This is a genomic window from Sphingomonas sp. (genome assembly GCF_032114135.1).
Taxonomy (GTDB): Bacteria; Pseudomonadota; Alphaproteobacteria; order Sphingomonadales; family Sphingomonadaceae; genus Sphingomonas.
In genome coordinates this window covers 1-16,684 of the sequence record NZ_DAMCTA010000004.1, presented here as the reverse complement: position 1 = coordinate 16,684, position 16,684 = coordinate 1, and the positions used below count along the sequence as shown (strand labels likewise).

At 65.0% G+C, this 16,684-nt stretch carries 18 protein-coding genes; 14 read left to right on the top strand and 4 right to left on the bottom strand.

What is annotated here, in order from left to right; all coding sequences use genetic code 11:
- Positions 1–40 precede the first annotated feature (40 nt).
- Both hmpA and RT655_RS17370 read right to left on the bottom strand, forming a co-directional pair.
- Positions 41–1,255: an NO-inducible flavohemoprotein gene (gene hmpA / locus RT655_RS17375; protein WP_313539203.1), complete on the bottom strand. Its 1,215-nt coding sequence runs from the start codon at positions 1,253–1,255 to the stop codon at positions 41–43.
- 25 nt (positions 1,256–1,280) lie between these two features.
- A complete protein-coding gene (locus RT655_RS17370) occupies positions 1,281–1,670 on the bottom strand; it encodes a group III truncated hemoglobin (protein ID WP_313539202.1) in 390 nt (129 codons plus the stop codon).
- 165 nt (positions 1,671–1,835) lie between these two features.
- Here RT655_RS17370 and RT655_RS17365 point away from each other — a divergent pair, with 165 nt between their 5' ends.
- The 5 genes from RT655_RS17365 to RT655_RS17345 all read left to right on the top strand — a co-directional run bounded on the left by RT655_RS17365 (position 1,836) and on the right by RT655_RS17345 (position 7,044).
- The gene (locus RT655_RS17365) at positions 1,836–2,513 is read left to right on the top strand and encodes an alternative oxidase (RefSeq protein WP_313539200.1); all 678 of its coding nucleotides are present in this window, start codon (positions 1,836–1,838) and stop codon (positions 2,511–2,513) included.
- Between the two features lie 82 nt (positions 2,514–2,595).
- Entirely contained in the window at positions 2,596–3,087 is a 492-nt protein-coding gene (locus RT655_RS17360; protein ID WP_313539198.1) for an Rrf2 family transcriptional regulator, read from the top strand.
- 52 nt (positions 3,088–3,139) lie between these two features.
- Complete coding sequence (locus tag RT655_RS17355) at positions 3,140–4,456, top strand: aminotransferase class I/II-fold pyridoxal phosphate-dependent enzyme (protein WP_313539195.1); 1,317 nt, start codon at positions 3,140–3,142, stop codon at positions 4,454–4,456.
- 164 nt (positions 4,457–4,620) lie between these two features.
- Positions 4,621–6,096, top strand: coding sequence for a catalase (locus tag RT655_RS17350; RefSeq protein ID WP_313539192.1), 1,476 nt, complete (start codon positions 4,621–4,623; stop codon positions 6,094–6,096).
- A gap of 66 nt (positions 6,097–6,162) precedes the next feature.
- Positions 6,163–7,044, top strand: a complete 882-nt coding sequence (locus RT655_RS17345; RefSeq protein WP_313539189.1) for a dihydrodipicolinate synthase family protein — start codon at positions 6,163–6,165, stop codon at positions 7,042–7,044.
- Here the strand turns inward: RT655_RS17345 and RT655_RS17340 are convergent.
- Complete coding sequence (locus RT655_RS17340; protein WP_313539186.1) at positions 7,041–7,754, bottom strand: MarR family transcriptional regulator; 714 nt, start codon at positions 7,752–7,754, stop codon at positions 7,041–7,043. The two genes, RT655_RS17345 and RT655_RS17340, sit on opposite strands and share 4 nt — an antisense overlap.
- Positions 7,755–7,858: 104 nt before the next feature.
- Between RT655_RS17340 and RT655_RS17335 the strand changes: the two genes are divergently transcribed.
- From RT655_RS17335 to RT655_RS17315, 5 genes are all read left to right on the top strand, one after another.
- Positions 7,859–8,593, top strand: a complete 735-nt coding sequence (locus RT655_RS17335; protein ID WP_313539183.1) for a hypothetical protein — start codon at positions 7,859–7,861, stop codon at positions 8,591–8,593.
- Positions 8,594–8,667: 74 nt separating this feature from the next.
- Positions 8,668–9,231 (top strand): redoxin domain-containing protein, encoded by a 564-nt coding sequence (locus RT655_RS17330; protein WP_313539180.1) that lies wholly within the window; start codon positions 8,668–8,670, stop codon positions 9,229–9,231.
- Positions 9,232–9,281: 50 nt separating this feature from the next.
- Positions 9,282–9,983: a glutamine amidotransferase gene (locus RT655_RS17325; protein WP_313539177.1), complete on the top strand. Its 702-nt coding sequence runs from the start codon at positions 9,282–9,284 to the stop codon at positions 9,981–9,983.
- A 4-nt stretch (positions 9,984–9,987) separates the two neighbouring features.
- Positions 9,988–10,695 carry an MOSC domain-containing protein gene (locus RT655_RS17320; protein WP_313539174.1) on the top strand — a complete coding sequence of 236 codons (708 nt, stop codon included), beginning with the start codon at positions 9,988–9,990 and terminating at the stop codon, positions 10,693–10,695.
- A gap of 7 nt (positions 10,696–10,702) precedes the next feature.
- Positions 10,703–11,215 carry a GNAT family N-acetyltransferase gene (locus RT655_RS17315; protein WP_313539171.1) on the top strand — a complete coding sequence of 171 codons (513 nt, stop codon included), beginning with the start codon at positions 10,703–10,705 and terminating at the stop codon, positions 11,213–11,215.
- Here the strand turns inward: RT655_RS17315 and RT655_RS17310 are convergent.
- Complete coding sequence (locus RT655_RS17310) at positions 11,193–12,608, bottom strand: NAD(P)-binding protein (protein ID WP_313539168.1); 1,416 nt, start codon at positions 12,606–12,608, stop codon at positions 11,193–11,195. The two genes, RT655_RS17315 and RT655_RS17310, sit on opposite strands and share 23 nt — an antisense overlap.
- A gap of 220 nt (positions 12,609–12,828) precedes the next feature.
- Here RT655_RS17310 and RT655_RS17305 point away from each other — a divergent pair, with 220 nt between their 5' ends.
- From RT655_RS17305 to RT655_RS17290, 4 genes are all read left to right on the top strand, one after another.
- Entirely contained in the window at positions 12,829–13,374 is a 546-nt protein-coding gene (locus tag RT655_RS17305) for a carboxymuconolactone decarboxylase family protein (protein WP_313539165.1), read from the top strand.
- A gap of 57 nt (positions 13,375–13,431) precedes the next feature.
- A complete protein-coding gene (locus RT655_RS17300; protein ID WP_313539162.1) occupies positions 13,432–15,630 on the top strand; it encodes a TonB-dependent receptor in 2,199 nt (732 codons plus the stop codon).
- A gap of 91 nt (positions 15,631–15,721) precedes the next feature.
- On the top strand, positions 15,722–15,976 hold the full coding sequence (locus tag RT655_RS17295) for a hypothetical protein (protein WP_313539160.1): 255 nt from the start codon (positions 15,722–15,724) through the stop codon (positions 15,974–15,976).
- 43 nt (positions 15,977–16,019) lie between these two features.
- Positions 16,020–16,397, top strand: a complete 378-nt coding sequence (locus tag RT655_RS17290) for a nuclear transport factor 2 family protein (RefSeq protein ID WP_313539158.1) — start codon at positions 16,020–16,022, stop codon at positions 16,395–16,397.
- Positions 16,398–16,684 lie beyond the last annotated feature (287 nt).

Genomic DNA, 16,684 nt, shown 5'->3' with positions numbered 1-16,684 from the left:
CCGGGCGGTGCGCCGAGGATCGTCGCGCCGCCCCCGGTCGTCAGGCCGCGATGAGTTCGTCCGCGGGGCCGAAAAACTCATAGTGGATACGATCCGCGGCGACGCCGGCCAGCGCCAAGCCGCTTACAAAGGCACGCAGGAACGGCTTGGGACCGCAAAGATAGATGTCGGCGTCGTGCAGCGGCGTGGTGCGCGCCAGCCAGTCGATCGAGACGAAACCTTCGCCATCATGCGTTTCGCCGAGACGATCCGCGGTACCGGGCTCGCTGTAGAAGGTTGCGACGCGCAGCTTGCCATGCTCGGCAGCCAGGCCGCGGACATGCGCGTCCATCGCGTGCGTGTCGCTGTTGGTGGTGGCGTGCACATAATGCGCCTCCAGGTCCGCGTGCTGGGCGGCGATCGTCTCCGCCATGCTGACCATCGGCGTCAGGCCGACCCCGCCGGACAGCAGGATGACGGGGCGTTGCGGCGCGTCGCTAAGGAAGAAGTCGCCTGCCGGCGGTGTGGTTTCCAGCACGTCGCCGACCTTTATATCGTCGTGCAGGTAGCGGGATCCCCCCTGCCCGTCGGCCTCCCGCTTGACCGAAATCCGATAGAAGCGACCATTGGGTGCGCACGAGATCGAATAGTTGCGCTTGAGCTCGGGGGCACCCGGAGGCTGCAGGCGGAACGTGAGATATTGTCCCGGGCGATGGCGCAGGACCGGTCCGCTATCTGCGGGGCGGAGCACGAACGACGTGATGGCGCTACTCTCGCGAATCTTCTCCGCGACGACGAACTGGCGCCAGCCGTGCCAACCGCCTTCGGCGCGTTGGATCTCGCCGCGCAACACCGCCTCGCGCGCGGTCAGGAGGTCGGCGAGGAACCAATAGGCTTCGCCCCAGGCCTTCAGCACCGCCTCGCTGGCGGCCTCGCCGAGGACCTGCTGGATGGCGCCCAACAGCGCGTTGGCGACATAGGGATAATGTTCGGGCAGGATGTGATAACCGACATGCTTGTAGGCGATCCTGTCGATCACCGGCGCCAGCGCGCCGAGATTGTCGATATTCCGCGCGTAGGCGAGGATCGCCGCCGCCAGCGCATGCACCTGCGCGCCGCTCTCTCCCTGGTTGGCGTGGTTGAACAGGTTGCGGATATGCGCGTCCTCGAAGAGGCGCGCGTACATGGCGGTAGTGATCGCCGTACCGTGCTGGGCGAGGGCTGGGACGGTCGCCTTCACCGTCTCGATGGTGGCTTGGCTGAGCGGTTCGGTCATGATGGTCTCCTTGGCAGATGCAGGGTCAGAGCAACGCGCCGCGGGACGCGGAGCGGTAGTGCAGGGCGAGTTGCAGGCTTTCGGCGATGCGCGCGGCCTTGGCCTGCATCGCCTTGGCGGTCGCGGGCGGCAGCATTTCGTCGGTCGTATGTCCCCAGAGCTGGAGCCACCGCGCGAAGGCCTCAGGGGTCAGCGCCTCGGCATGGCGGGCGTGCAACACCACGGGATTGCCCTTGTACCGGCCGCTGGTGAGCATCACCGACGACCAGAAGTCGGTCAGCCGGGCATGATGGTCGTTCCAGTCATCGATCGCGGCAGCGAACACCGGGCCCAACGCCTCGTCAGCCCGGACCCGCGCATAAAAGCGTTCGACGACGGGGCGGATCTCCCCCTCCTCCAGCGCGGCATCGGTCATTGCGGCACTCCCGAAACATAACATCTATGTCGGATGCATCTTAGTCGGCTAAAACGATACATATCAAGTGAATCTTTCTCTTGCGCCGTCGCCCAGAAAGAGTCATTTCGATTGCACCTTATGCGACTCGCCACCCTGACGCGCCGCGCATCGAGGGAGGAAGACATGATCCACCACGTTCCAGTCCGCATCGACCACCGCCGGCCCGAAAACCTCTGCGACCGGATCGCACTCGGCTTCACCAAGACGATGCGCTTCTTCGCGGATGCGCTTTTCCGCGAGCGTCACGGCCACCGCGCGATCGTCATCGAAACGGTTGCGGCCGTACCGGGCATGGTCGGCGCTACCCTGACGCATCTCCGCTGCCTGCGCCGAATGAGCGACGACCAGGGCTGGATCCGCACGCTGATGGAGGAAGCCGAGAACGAGCGGATGCACCTGATGACCTTCGTCAACGTGGCGCAGCCCAACCTGTTCGAACGGCTACTAATCCTGCTGGTGCAATGGGGCTTCTACTGCGCCTTCTTCGCGCTCTACCTGGTCGCACCCCGCATAGCGCACCGCGTCGTCGGCTATTTCGAGGAAGAGGCGGTGATCAGCTACACCCATTATCTCGAAGCGATCGACGCCGGACGGATGGCCAACGACCCCGCCCCCGCCATCGCGTGCCATTACTGGAAGATGCCCGCGAGCGCGACGCTGCGCGACGTGGTGCTCAAGGTCCGTGCCGACGAGGCGCATCACCGCGACGTCAACCACGGCTTCGCCGACGAACTCGGCGGCAAGGAGGCCCGCGAGAGCGCGCCCTATCCGGAACATGCCGCGCAGCTCGACGCGGCATGAAAAGGGCCTACCCAGCGCTCGAACGGCCCGGCCCGCGCCGGGCCGTTTCGCGCGTCCCGCGGCGATCTGCTAAGCACCGCCGATGCAACTGACCCGATATACCGATTACGCCATTCGCGTGCTGCTGCATGTCGGCGCGCGGGACGAAGGAAGCCTGTCCTCCATCGCCGAGATTGCCGCGGTGTACGACATCTCCAAAAGCCATCTGATGAAGGTGGTGCAGGACCTCGGCCAGGCGGGCTTCCTCACCACCGTGCGCGGTCGCAACGGCGGCCTCAAGCTCGGCAGGCCGGCCGAGGAGATCTCGATCGGCCAGATCATCCGTCGTACCGAACAGGGGTTCGACCTGGTGGACTGCAGCGCGTGCATTATCGCACCGGCCTGTGGCCTGCCCAATATCCTCAGCGAGGCCACCCAGGCGTTCCTCGCCGTTCTCGATCGCTACACGCTTGCCGATGTGCTGCGCCGGCGCGCGGACCTTCGCGGTCTGTTCGGCGGGTTTCAGCAACTGAAGACGACAATCAAGCAGGTCGTGAACGAGGCCGAGGCGGAAGGCGCATTGGATCAGGCGTAGCGCGTGGGCAGCCCCGCTTTACTCGCCGACGAGTGCCTACTAGGCGTGCAGGATGCCGCACTCCTATCTACACGGCGAAACGGCCGCCGACATCGCTGCCTCGATCGAGCGCGCCGTGCGCCTCGAACACGTACTGCCCGGGGACCGACTTCCCAGCGTGCGCGATGCAGGCGAGTTGCTGGGAGTCAGTCGGAACACCGTCGCCGCAGCCTATGGCCGGTTGCGCGACGCCGGCCTGCTGATCGGCGGACCCGGGCGCGGCGGCATGCGGATCGCGCGCGTCCATCCGTTCGAAGGGCGTGCGCTGGAGCTGCCGAGCGGCGCGTGCGACCTTGCCTCCGGCAACATCGATTCCGCCTTCCTGCCCCGGCTGGAGCATGTCCTCACCGACGTCGACCTGCGCAGCAGCGGCTATGATGCCGAGAGCGACGATCCCGGCTTCGTCGCCCTTCTCCGCGAGCGCCTGGGCTTTGAAGGTCTCGACACGCGGCACCTGTGCCTGCTGTCCGGCGCCCTGGACGCGATCGAGCGGGCGCTCCGCACGCATATTCGGCCGGGTGCCTATGTCCTTGTCGAAGATCCCGGGTTTCCGCCGCTCTTCGATCTGCTGCGGTCGCTTGGCGCACGGCTGAAGCCGATGCCGATGGATGGGGAGGGCCCGACGGTCGAGGGCGTCGCCGCCGAGCTTCGTGGGGGCGGCGCGGCCGCGGTCATCCTCACGCCGCGCGCGCAGAACCCGATGGGGGTCGATATCAGCCCGGCACGCGCGCGCGCGCTGACCACGCTGTTCGCGGACCATCCCGACATGCTGGTGATCCTCGACGACCACTGGGGCCCGCTGTCCGAGCACAGCTTGGCCATGTTGCCGCCGCGACACGGCCGCTGGCTGTTCATCCGGTCGGTCTCGAAGTTCCTCGGACCCGATTTCCGCCTGGCGATCGCCTTGGGCGACGAGGTGACGATCGATCGCATCCGGCGCCAGCATGCGCTCGGCCCGCGCTGGGTCAGCCGGTTGCTGCAACGCATGGCCGGCGCCCTGTGGCAGTCGCCCGAAACCGAGCAGCAGATGGAGAAGGCGCGGTTCGCCTATCGCGAGCGGCGGAAGGCGTTCCTCGCCACCCTCGCCGAACATGACATCCCGGCGATGGGCACGTCCGGGGTCCATATCTGGGTTCCCGTTCGACGCGAGGCCGAACTGGTGCAGGCAATGCTGGGGCTTGGCTGGGCCCTGCAGGCGGGCGAACCCTTCCGCATCGACAGCCCGCCGGCCGTGCGGATCGGACTTGCCAACTTGACCGTCGACTCTGCCCGAAAGGCAGCGCAGGACCTGGCCCAGTGCCTCACCGGCCCCCGTCGCTTCCTTAGCTGACACAAGCACCCCGCTGTAATCCCACCCATATCGACGCTCCGCACATCGCGGCAGATGGCGCCGTTTTAATGCGATTTTATGTCATGTGTCATTGAAAATATTTGTTGTGCCAAAACCTGAGAATGACCCTATCCCATTGTCATTCGAGATTTGGGAGGGGTTCGATGACCAAGCTGACCACCGCATTCGGCGCGCCTGTCGCCGACGACAACAACATCCAGACGGCGGGGCCGCGCGGACCAGCGCTGCTCCAGGACGTGTGGTTCTTCGAGAAGATCGCGCATTTCGATCGGGAGGTGATTCCGGAGCGACGGATGCATGCCAAGGGCGCGGGGGCGTTCGGCACCTTTACCGTAACGCACGACATCACCCGCTTCACCAAGGCGAAGATCTTTTCCGAGATCGGCAAGCAGACCGAGATGTTCGTCCGCTTCTCCAGCGTCGCCGGCGAGCGTGGCGCCGCCGATGCCGAGCGCGACATCCGCGGCTTCGCGATGAAGTTCTACACCGAGGAAGGCAATTGGGATCTCGTGGGCAACAATACGCCGGTGTTCTTCATCCGTGACCCGCTCAAATTTCCCGATCTCAACCACGCGGTGAAGCGCGATCCCCATACTGGCCTGCGCAGCGCCGAAAACAACTGGGACTATTGGACGCTGCTGCCGGAGGCGCTGCACCAGATCACCATCGTGATGAGCGACCGCGGCATCCCCAAAACATGGAGGCACATGCACGGGTTCGGCAGCCACACCTTCAGCTTCATCAACGCTGCGCAGGAGCGGGTATGGGTGAAGTTCCACCTGCGCACGCAGCAGGGGATCGCGAACCTGACCGATGCCGAGGCGCGGCAGGAAATCGGCGGCGATCGCGAAAGCCATCATCGTGATCTCTATGCGAGCATCGCGGCGGGAGACTTCCCGAAATGGACGATGTACGTCCAGGTGATGACCGAGGAGCAGGCGCTGCGCTCCCCGTTCAATCCGTTCGATCTCACCAAGGCGTGGCCGAAGGCCGACAATCCGCTGATCGAAGTCGGTATGTTCGAGCTCAACCGCAATCCGGAGAATTTCTTCCAGGACGTCGAGCAGGCGGCGTTTGCTCCGTCGAACATCGTGCCGGGCATCGGCCTGTCGCCCGACAAGATGCTGCAGGGCCGCCTGTTCTCCTATGGCGATGCCCAGCGCTACCGCCTCGGCGTCAACCACGCCCAGATCCCCGTGAACGCGCCGCGCTGCCCGGTGCACAGCTATCACCGCGACGGGGCGATGCGTGTCGACGGCAATGGCGGGCGCAGCGTGCACTATGCCCCCAACAGCAAGGGCGTGCTGCAGGACCAGCCGGATCTTGCCGAGCCGCCGCTGCCTATCCATGGCGCTGCCGCGCACTGGGATCATCGCGAGGACGGCGACTATTTCAGCCAGCCCGGCGCGTTGTTCCGGCGGATGACGCCCGATCAGCGGCAGGCGCTGTTCGAGAACACGGCGCGGGCCATCCACGGCGCGTCTGCGCCGGTGATCGCACGGCACATCGCCAACTGCAGCCAAGCCGATCCGGCCTATGGCGACGGCGTGGCCGAGGCGATCGCCAGCCTGCAACAGCCCAGAAGTGAGCCCAACGCCGTCACCGATCAGGCTGCCTGATCGGCGTTTCCGATGGTCGGCGCGAGGCGCCGGCCATCCTTTCGCGCCACCGGGGGGGAGCCGCGCATGTTCACAGGCCTTTGTGCCTTTCCGCCGACGCCGAGCGACGCAGACGGCGTCGTCGATGCCGAAGCATTCGCTATGCTAATCGACCGCGCCGCCTCGGCGGGCGTCGACTCGATCTGCATTCTCGGCAGCACCGGCGGCTTCGCCTATCTGGATCCGCCGCAGCGCGCCCGCGCCGTTCGCATAGCGGTCGAGGCGTGCAGTGGACGCGTGCCGATCATGGTCGGAATCGGCGCGATGCGCACCCCCTGGTGCACCGCCCTGGCGCGAGACGCCGAGCATGCCGGTGCCGACGGGCTGCTCCTTCCACCACTCGCCTATCTGCCGCTGACCGAAGCCGAAGTGGTAACGCACTACATGGCGGTCGCCGCGGCCACCGGGTTGCCGCTGTGCATCTACAACAATCCGTCGACCACGCACTTCCGCTTCACCGACGATCTGGTCGGACGGCTGGCAGGCGTGCCCAACATCGCTGCGATCAAGATGCCACCCAGCGGCGATCCCGCGGCATCGCTGGCCCTCCTCCGCGCGGCGACTCCGCCCGGGTTCCAGATCGGGCACAGCGGCGACTGGGAAGCTGCCGCCGCGCTCGGCGCGGGCATGGACGCCTGGTTCAGCGTCGTCGCCGGCCTGCTGCCCGCACCGGCATTGCGCCTCACGCGTGCGGCACAGCATGGCGACATCCAACAAGCCCAGGCGATCGATGCCGCTTTTGCGCCCTTGTGGCAGCTCTTCCAGACCCATGGCAGCTTCCGTCTGCTTCCGGACATCGCCGACCGGCTGGGCCTGCGGCTCGGCGATCCGCCTCTGCCGCTTCAGCGAGTCGACCGCGAGGTCACGTCGCAGGTCGACGCATGCCTGGCACGACTGGCTGCGATTTAGCCTTGCCGCGGCACGGGACCGACCAACGCCTCGTTTGCCGCGGCCGAGCCATCGGACACGCGCCCCTGCTCCGTGAACCGCTCCCAGGCATCCTCCTGCGCGCTCGCGGGCGCCTCGGCATGTTCGGGGCAGTTGAGGCGCAGATGGCGATCGCCGAAGGCCGCATCGACATAGGCGCAGTGGTGCGGGTTCAGCTTGTCCGCATGGACAAACGGGCGGAAGTGCTCGCAGGTGACGCACATGCGCTGATGCGGGATCTCGTCGCGGACCTGCAAGGCGCGGATCACCTTGACCAGCGCCCGCAGCAACGCCGCCTGCTCGGCCGCATCCAGCGTGTCGACCGCGTCGGCAAGAAAGTCCGGCCACTCGCGGGTCTGATCGGCCAGCGCCTCGCCTTCCGGCGTCAGCACGAGGCTGATCGAGCGCTTATCGACTCCCGGCGTCTTGGCGGCGAGACCCTTGGTGACCAGCGTGTTCATCGCCTCACTGGCGGTCGGCGCGGAAATCCCCAGCAGCTTGGCAATCGCGCCCAGCCGCATCCCGTCCGGCGCGTCGCGCAGCAGCCCCAGCGCATGGCCCTGGGTGGGGGTGACGCCTGCGGTGCCGGCGCCTTTCCAGGCGCGGCTGCGCAACACGAGCCCGATCTTGGCCAGGCCGGAGGTCACGCGCTTCGCGATCGGTTCGCTGATGGCGTCGAAGATGGCGGTCAAAAGATAGCACTCCTAACAATCAGCTTGACGGCTACACGGCTATTAGTTAGCACACCTAACATTCCTTGTCCAACCACAGGGGCACGGAGGAACCGGAGGATATCATGAAGATCAAGTCCCATCTCTTCGCCGGCCTGGCTATCCTGGCCGCGCTTCCCGCCAGCGTCCCCGCGCAGCAGATCGCCGCGAAGCAGGGCAACGCCGCCAATGTCGATTTCGACATCGTCCACACCGAGATCACGCGCGCCGGCAAGGACCTGATCTTCAAGATGGCGGTGAGCGGCAAGGCCGGTGCGACCCAGCCGACGCCCTCGGGCAAGCTCGCCGGCTCCTCGGTCTACTCCTATGTCTGGCCCACCAGCATCAATTCGGCCGCGGTCGGGTTCGAAAAGGACCAGGGCATTCTGGCCTTCGCCGTGACGTCGCACCCCGACTTCGACGATACGCCGCTCTACGACGAGAATGGCGATGGCGATAAGACCAATGACGGCAATCTCTGGCACAGCCACTGGGTCGTCCTAGTGCCGGACGAAGCCTGCGGCAAGGGCGCGCTCAAGATCCGCGACATCCCGGAAGGCACCAAGCCGAAGCTGCCGGCGACCTGGCCCGGGCTGCCGATCCTGATCGACAGCCCGAAGATCACACCCAAGCTGACCGGCACGACGGTCACCGTGCGCGTGCCGGCCGCCAAGCTCGGCAACACCGCGGGCGTCAAGTTCGACGGGGTGACCTCGGGGCTGCGGATCAACCAGTCGGTGCACGCGCCGCTGGTCTGCGTCGCCGATGTGTTCGACGTGGCGAGCGGCGACCTCAGCCTGCCGGGCCGCATCCGCAACTGACGTGAAGCGGGATCGGGCAGGCGTCGGCTCCCCTGGGAGCTCGGACGCCTGCCCACCGCAGCGAAGGAAACCATATGCCCATGCCCATCTCCGCGGCGCCCGAATGGCAGATCGACCGCTGGCTGAACACCGAAACGCCGCTCTCGCTTTCGGCATTGCGCGGCAAGGTCGTGCTTGCCGGCGCCTTCCAGATGCTGTGCCCGGGATGCGTCTCGACGCTCATCCCCCAGCTGATCGAGGTCCACCGGACCTTTCCGGCTCAGGACCTGGCGGTGATCGGCCTGCACGCCGTGTTCGAGCATCACGAAGCGATGGGCCCGGCCGCGCTAGCCGCCTTCGTTCACGAATACCGCATCCCCTTCCCCATCGCCATCGACCACCCCGGCCCGCGCGGGGATCCCATGCCGCGCACCATGCGCCGCTACCGCATGCAAGGCACCCCCACCCTGCTCCTGATCGACCGGGCGGGGAGGCTCCGTCGCCAGATGTTCGGGCATGTGCCCGATTTGCAGCTAGGCGCGCTGCTGGCCTCCTTGCTGGAAGAACAAACAGGGCCGATTGTCGACGCCCCCGTCCACGATGCGCCGTCGGCATCTGCCGGCGGAACCTGTACTGATGCGGCCTGCACTCCGCGCTGAGCCGCATTGTTCAACCTAGCCGCACTCTACCTCTTGCGTGGGAGCCAGCCGTGCCAAAGACTGTCGTCGCCATCCGCCACCTGATGTTCGAGGACGTCGGCTGCTTCGCGCCCGTGCTCGAAGCGTCAGGCTATGAACTCCGGTATGCCGATGCTGGCATCGATTCCTTGAGGGAACCTATGATCGAGCAGGCGGATGTTCTGATCGTGCTGGGCGGGCCCATCGGCGCCTATCAGGAGCGGGAATATCCCGTTCTGGCCGAGGAGTTGGCGCTGCTCCACAAGCGTCTTGAGCTCGATCTCCCCACCTTGGGCATCTGTCTGGGTGCACAGCTGATGGCGCGCGCACTCGGCGCAGAAGTGAGGCCGGGACCTCGGTCCGAGATCGGCTTCGCGCCGCTCATGCTAACCGAGGCCGGGGCGCGCTCGCCCCTGGCCACCTTCGGGGATGCGCCCGTATTGCATTGGCACGGGGATGTGTTCGGCTTGCCACCCGGCACGACACGCCTCGCCTCCACCGAGGCCTGTACCAACCAGGCCTTTTCGCGCGGGCCCAACATCCTGGGCACGCAGTTCCACCCGGAAGGGGCTGGCGACGCGTTCGAACGCTGGTTGATCGGCCATGCCGCACAACTGGTGGCAGAGGGCGAAGACATCCCTTCGCTGCGCCAGCACCATGCCGCGCTCGCGCCGCAGATACGCACCAATGCGGAAAACTTCCTCCGGCGGTGGCTTGCGGAATTGGCGGGCTGAGCTGATGGTGTCGATCGATACCTTACGTGTGGGCCGGGCCGCACCCCATGGCAAAGATGGCCATCGCAGCGGCATTGCCAAACATCCCGTCGATGTACCGACCACGCTGACTCGCGTCGGGTTTATCGGTGACGAACAGGGCGACCTGCGCTTCCACGGCGGCCCCGAAAAGGCGGTGCATCACTATGCGGCCGAACATTATGACCATTGGCGCGAGGCGCTGCCCACAGCCGCTTGCCTAGAGCCCGGCGGCTTCGGTGAAAACCTATCGACGCGCGGGATGGACGAAACCCAAATAGCAATTGGGGACATTTTTCGCATCGGCACCGCGCTCGTGCAGGTCAGCCAAGGCCGCCAGCCTTGCTGGAAGCTCAACGATCGGTTCGGCATAGCGGACATGGCCGAGCGCGTGCAGTCCTCCGGGCGCACCGGCTGGTATTATCGCGTGCTTGAGGAAGGCATCGTGGCGAGCGGAAGCGAATGTCGCCTGATCGATCGACCGACCCCCGACTGGACGTTGCGGCGCGTATGGCAGATTTTTTACCTCGATCCGCTCAATCGCGCGGGTTTGGAAGGGATCACAGCGCTATCCACCCTCTCAGACTCCTGGCGCGACCACGCGCGGCGACGTCTTGAGACAGGGACGATAGAGGATTGGAGCCTGAGACTGTACGGACGCTCGGGCGCCGCAGCCCACCGTGCGACGGAGTAGCATTTACGTGACGCTGATCGATGCAGACACGCAGCACGCGGAGGAAATTGCCGCGCTGGTGAACGCGGCATACCGGCCCCGCGAGCGCGGACAGGGCTGGACCGATGAACAGGGCTTGGTGGCGGGAGATCGTATCCTCCCCGCGGCCGTGATACAGGCACTTGCTTGCGATCGCTTTGTCCTGCTGCGCGATTTTCCCGGAAGTACCATCCTTGCCTGCGCCCGGGTGTCGATGGCCGAAGACACGGTCCACCTCTCGACTCTTGCGGTAGATCCTGCCGAACAAGGCCGCGGGCTGGGCACCATGTTGATCAAGCGAGTCGAAGACTGGGCGCGCGAGTCCGGCATGCGCAGCTTGTCGATATCGGTGATCCAGCAGCGGCAAACGCTGATCGCGTGGTACGAACGGCGGGGTTTTGTGGCGACGGGCGAAGTCGTGCCGTTTCCCTACGACAATCCGGCCGTAGGGCGGCCACTGCGCAACGACCTGGCGCTGGTCACCCTGCAGAAGCGTCTATAATCGCCTCGAGCAGCCGCGGCAGGTTGCCATAGGCTGCCTCGGTCGATTGGCGAACCCGGCGCAACAATGCCTGTCGCGACGCGTCCGCCGGGTCCACCTGCGCTGCCTGCCGGGCAAATCCGTCAAGCCGGGATTGCCTAATCCATTCGCGCAAGCGCGGCTCGCCCGCGGCCCGCAATCGGTTTTCGAGATCAGGCAGCAAGCCGCGGATATAGTCCTCGACCGTCGTTGTTACCGGCACGGGAGCCGCAAAGCGGTTCTTCTCGGCATCCTCGTCGAAGGTCGTCTCCACCACGGCCAGATAGGCCGCGCTGAAAGGGATCTGGGGAAAGCGGATCGGCTGCAGCACGATGCGTCCGGGCTGGAAGACCGGCTCCGCCGGCACGGGTGCGAGTGCCGAAGCGGTGCAGTCCACGTAGAGCGTGCCGGCCTCCGCTTCGATCGAACCACGCTCGAGGTGCAGGCGGCTGGACTCTATTGCATGCACCCGTCCGAGCCGAACTACGTCTTCGATCTGTCGGAGCACCGCCAACTCGCCTTCGGAGACGTGCGCCGCATGGAACATTTCCGGGAGCCGCCGCGAGTCGAGACGAAGCCAGAGCCCGGATCGCTCGTGGCGAAGTGCGAGATCGATCGCCGAGGTGGCGGCCGCGATATCCTCCCGCCCTCGGACAAAGCCTTCGAGCGCGTCGTCGAAGAAGTCCTCGCCAGGTTGAACGCGGGCACGGTTCACGAACCACTGGTCCCGCGGCACCACCCAGCGGATGCGATCGGGCGCGACGCCGCCTTCCAGCAGCCACAGGCAGCTGTCCATCCCCGTCTTCCCGCCGCCGAGAACGGTGAACTTGGTGACGGTCGCGGCCATCCGCGGCAGATCATTGGGCGGAATGCAGACGACGTCTCTCGCGACGGCAAAGCCGCGGTGGTGGGTCAGTGGTATGCTGTTCGTATAGCGCGTCGCGTCGACGCGCTTCCGCCGCACGGCGATGTGGGTCCGAGCACCCGACAGGAGGTGACGCACGGTACCATCCGCCTCGACGCGCGTGCGCGGCAGGTAGCGCACCCGCCCCGAGGGCAACAGCCTGTCCCGCATCAGCGCATGGCAATAGCCGGTGATCTCGGGACCGCCCGCGAGGCTGTGAAACCCAGCGTTCGGGCCCTCGCGATCGCGTGCATCGCTGCCAAGCGGGCGCGACTCGACGCCGTAGAAGCTGGATGGCTGATGCAGTTTGACGAACGGGTATGCGTCGTTCCAGTGCCCGCCGGGCGCGTCCCGCATATCGATGATCGCCATCGTGGCGTCGCTTCGCGAGAGCAGCGCATCGGCAAATGCCAGGCCGCTGATGCCGGCGCCAATAATCAGATAATCCACGCTTATTTCCATCTGCGGCATGCATGCCTCCGCTAAGATTGGTCGCGCTGACGCCAGCGGCTTTCATAAATCCGTAAATGTCATGGGTCATAAGTTATGTCAAATTAGTTCGGAGTGCGAAATTTCAGATTGACGCATACGATTTTAATTCGTAGTCCGAATTATCGGCGAGCGAGATGGCTGGTCGAGCTTCCCCAGGCCTCACCCATGGGTCAGGCCGCACGATAAAAGGACATTCATCATGAGCAGAGTTCCGCTGATCGATCCGAAGACGGCAACCGGCGAGCGCAAGGCGCTGCTGGACCAAATCACCGGCGCCTTTGGCGCAACCCCCGGCATGTTCCGCGCCGTTGCCAACTCGCCGGCCGCCCTCAAGATGATGTGGGCCGGTTTCGGCGCGCTCGGTGCCGGGACACTGGCTCACAAGCTGGGTGAGCAGGTTGCGGTGCTGATCGCCGATCGCAACGCCTGCGAGTATTGCCTCGCTGCACACACGGTGCTCGGCAAGAAGGCGGGCGCTTCCGCCGAGGAGATGCGCGAAGCACAAGCCGGCCGCTCCACGGATCGCAAGACCGCCGCTGCGCTCGTTTTCGCTGCGAAGGTGGTCGCGGACCGTGCCCAGCTGGGCGACGCAGACGTCGAGGCGCTGCGCCAGGCAGGCTTCACCGACGAGCAGGTGGTCGAACTGCTCGCCCATATCGCGCTCAACCTGTTCACCAACTATGTGAACGTGGCGTTCGACGTGCCTGTCGACTTCCCGCGCGTGAAGCTGCTGAACGCAGCCTAACCTGCACTTCGGGGCGGCAACTTTGCCGCCCCCCTTCCTCCTATCGGGAACAAGCCGTTGATCAGGATCTCGATCGCGACGCTGCTGGCGTCGACCTCGATCGCGCCGGCGTTCGCCCAGGCGACAGCGAATGCCCAGGAATCGGAGACCATCCTGGTCGTCGGCCAGCGCGATCTGCTCGCCCTGGAGGCGCGCACCCAGGCGGGCAGCCGGCTGCCGCTCACCGCGCGGGAAACGCCTGCCACTGTCGAGGTGATCACCCAGGACGAATTGCAGCTTCGGGGCCTGCGAACTGCGCGTGAAGCATTCAACGACGTCGCAGGCGCCGTTTCCGGCAACGTGCCCGGCAATCCTGCCGTGATCTCGTTGCGGGGCTTCTCCGGCAACGCGGTTTCGATCCTGCAGGACGGGGTGCGGATTTCCACTTCGACCGTGGTCCAGCGGGACAGCAACACCTGGCACTATGATCGCATCGAAGTGCTGAAAGGCCCCGCGTCGGTGCTGTATGGCGAAGGCGCGCTGGCGGGCGTGATCAACAAGGTGACCCGCAAGCCAACCCTGGACGGCCGACGGTTTGACTCGCTCCTGTCTGGCGGAAGCTTCGGCACCCTCTTTGCCGCAGCCGGTGCGAACCTGCCGCTCTCCGCGAAAATCGCATTGCGGGCCGACGCCAGCTATCGACGCTCGGACAGCCTCTACGATGTCGACAACAACGGCACCATGTCCGCTGGGCTGACCGCCAGCCTGCTGTTTCGCCCGAGCGATCGCCTGACGGTACTGGTGGCCATCGATCACTTCGAAGATCGCTACGACGCGACCTATCAGGGTTTGCCGCTGATCCCCCGCGCCTATGCGCGCGATCCGAGTGATGCGGTATCTTCGGTGTCCGACCTCGTCGCCGACCGTGCCTTGCGCCACCGCAACTACAATCCGCAGGGCGCCTTTTCCAACGCCGACGAGACGACGGCGCGCGCGCGGGTCGACTGGCGACTAGCGCGCGCCTGGACGCTTGCGCTTGACCTCACCGGCTATACGGCCAAGCGCGCCTTTGTCCTGAGCGACGACCAGCATTTCCTCGCGCCGACCGCGGCTTTCCCGAACGGCAGTTTTCGGCAGAGCTTTCAGGACTTCCGCCACGACCACCGCTTCGCGAACCTACGCGCGACGATCGTCGGCGACACCAGCATCGCCGGCATGCGCAATCGCATCAGCCTTGGGGCAGAGGCGAACCATACCGACTTCGAGACCCTGCGCCAGGAAACAGGGCAGCAGGCGCTTCCGCCCATCGACGTTCCCACGCCCAGGCCGTCTCCTCTCCCGACCGGGCGCGGTATCTTCGACAGCCTCGATGTCACCTTCCGATCAAAGCTCAACCAGGTGTCGCTGTTTGGCGAGAATGCACTGAACCTCACACCGCGCTGGCTAGTGGTCGGCGGCGTCCGCTGGGACCATATCGCCCTGACTCGCACAACGGTCGCCAATGCGACGGGCAGCACCGACCGCAATGCACCAAGCTTCGATCCAGTGACCTGGCGGGTCGGTACAACCTACGCGGTGCGGCCGGAACTGACCCTGTACGCGCAATATACCACCGCCGTTTCCCCGGTGTCCTCGATCCTGCTGGCATCGATCGCCAATTCGCGATTCCGGCTCACGCAGGGGCATGCCTATGAGGCCGGCTTCAAAGCCAGCGGCGCGAACGGTCGCTTCGACGTTACTGGCGCGGTCTTCCGCATCGAGCAACGCGACATCCTGACGCGGGACCCCGCCAATCCCGCGCTGGCGGTGCAGGGCGGCCGCCAGTCGGCGCAGGGGGCGGAGCTTAGCGCGGCGATGCTGCCCTCGCCGCGCCTGCGCTTAACGGCCGGGCTGTCCTATACCGACGCGCGCTACGACATGCTCGCCGAACGGGTTGGCGGCGTCCGCGTGGATCGCAGCGGCAATCGGCCGATCAACGTGCCTGCGACCACCGTGAATGCAACAGCGCTATACAAGGTTACAGACGCGATCACCGTGGGCGGCTTTGCCCGGCATGCGGGCAGCTTCATGACCGACACTGCCAACGCCATCCGGGTCGCCGGGCATACGGTGGTGGATGCCAGCATCGCTTGGCGCGTCCGGCACAATACGACGCTGACGTTCCGTGGCCGAAACCTGACCAACGCCTTCTATGGCGAGTTCTCCGGCTACCCATCGACCAACGTATATATCGGCGCGCCACGATCCTTCGAGATCGCGCTCGCCGTTCGGATCTAGGCGGGGGAGACCGCATCTTGATGACAACGATCACCACCCCGAAGCTGGCCAGCACGTGCTCCAGCGCGGCGCGCACCATAGGAGAGCCGCAATGACGCGGCTTGCGCTGACCGTCACCCGGCACGGGCGCCAATGGTGTGACATCGTGATCGACACGGCTGGAGCAGAGGACGTCGCTCGTGACCTGCTCCAACGGCTACCCGAAATGCAGGGCTTTCGGTGTCAGACGTTCCGCGAGGAAGAGGCGCGTCGGATTGTGGAGATAACCGACCAGGCGCGCCTGCTGAGCGTCAAGTATGTCCGGGTCCCTTTCGACATCGGAGATGAAGAAAGAGGGACTGACTGAGGCCGGACCAAGAAATGCAATCCTTACTGCGAGGAGAATCTAGATGATGACACCCGAAGAAATCGCAAAAGCATTTTATGGCGCTTTGGCAAAGCGCGACTGGGAGGCGTTGCGAGCTCTGTTGCACCCAGACGCCACTTGGACCCTGCCAGGAGAAAACGCCGTGTCGGAAATGGCCGTAGGAGCGGCAGACGTTATCGACCGCGTGAAACTGATTATCAGCTATGGAGTTTCTGTTAAATTAGAGAATATTCTTCTGAGCCGAGACAATATGGCACTGAGTCTCCACAACACAGCGGAGCGCGATGGAATTTTTTTGGACGAGAAACTCGCAACAGTTTGTCACTTTGAAAAAGGCCTAATTGCCAGTATAGAGACTTTTTTATCCGACGTTCCTGGCATGAATAAGTTCTTCGTATAATTAATTCCCGGACCCGTCGATGTTAACGTTTCGGCTGGTTCGAATTGCGCGGGGATATCCGAACAGGCGACCTACACAGACTGTCGGATAGCCTGCACCGCCACTTTTCAGCTTCGCGAGGAAGACCCGCACATAGATGGAGTTTGAGGTTGCATGGCGCGCCTACCTGCTTCTGGGCACCCTGCGAGCATCTTCTAACGGCTGGATAAGGGCGGCTTGCGGTGACGTGCTCCCCCAAAACTCCTCCAGTTTGAGCTAGAGTCCTTCATTGAGGAGGACGGAGATGA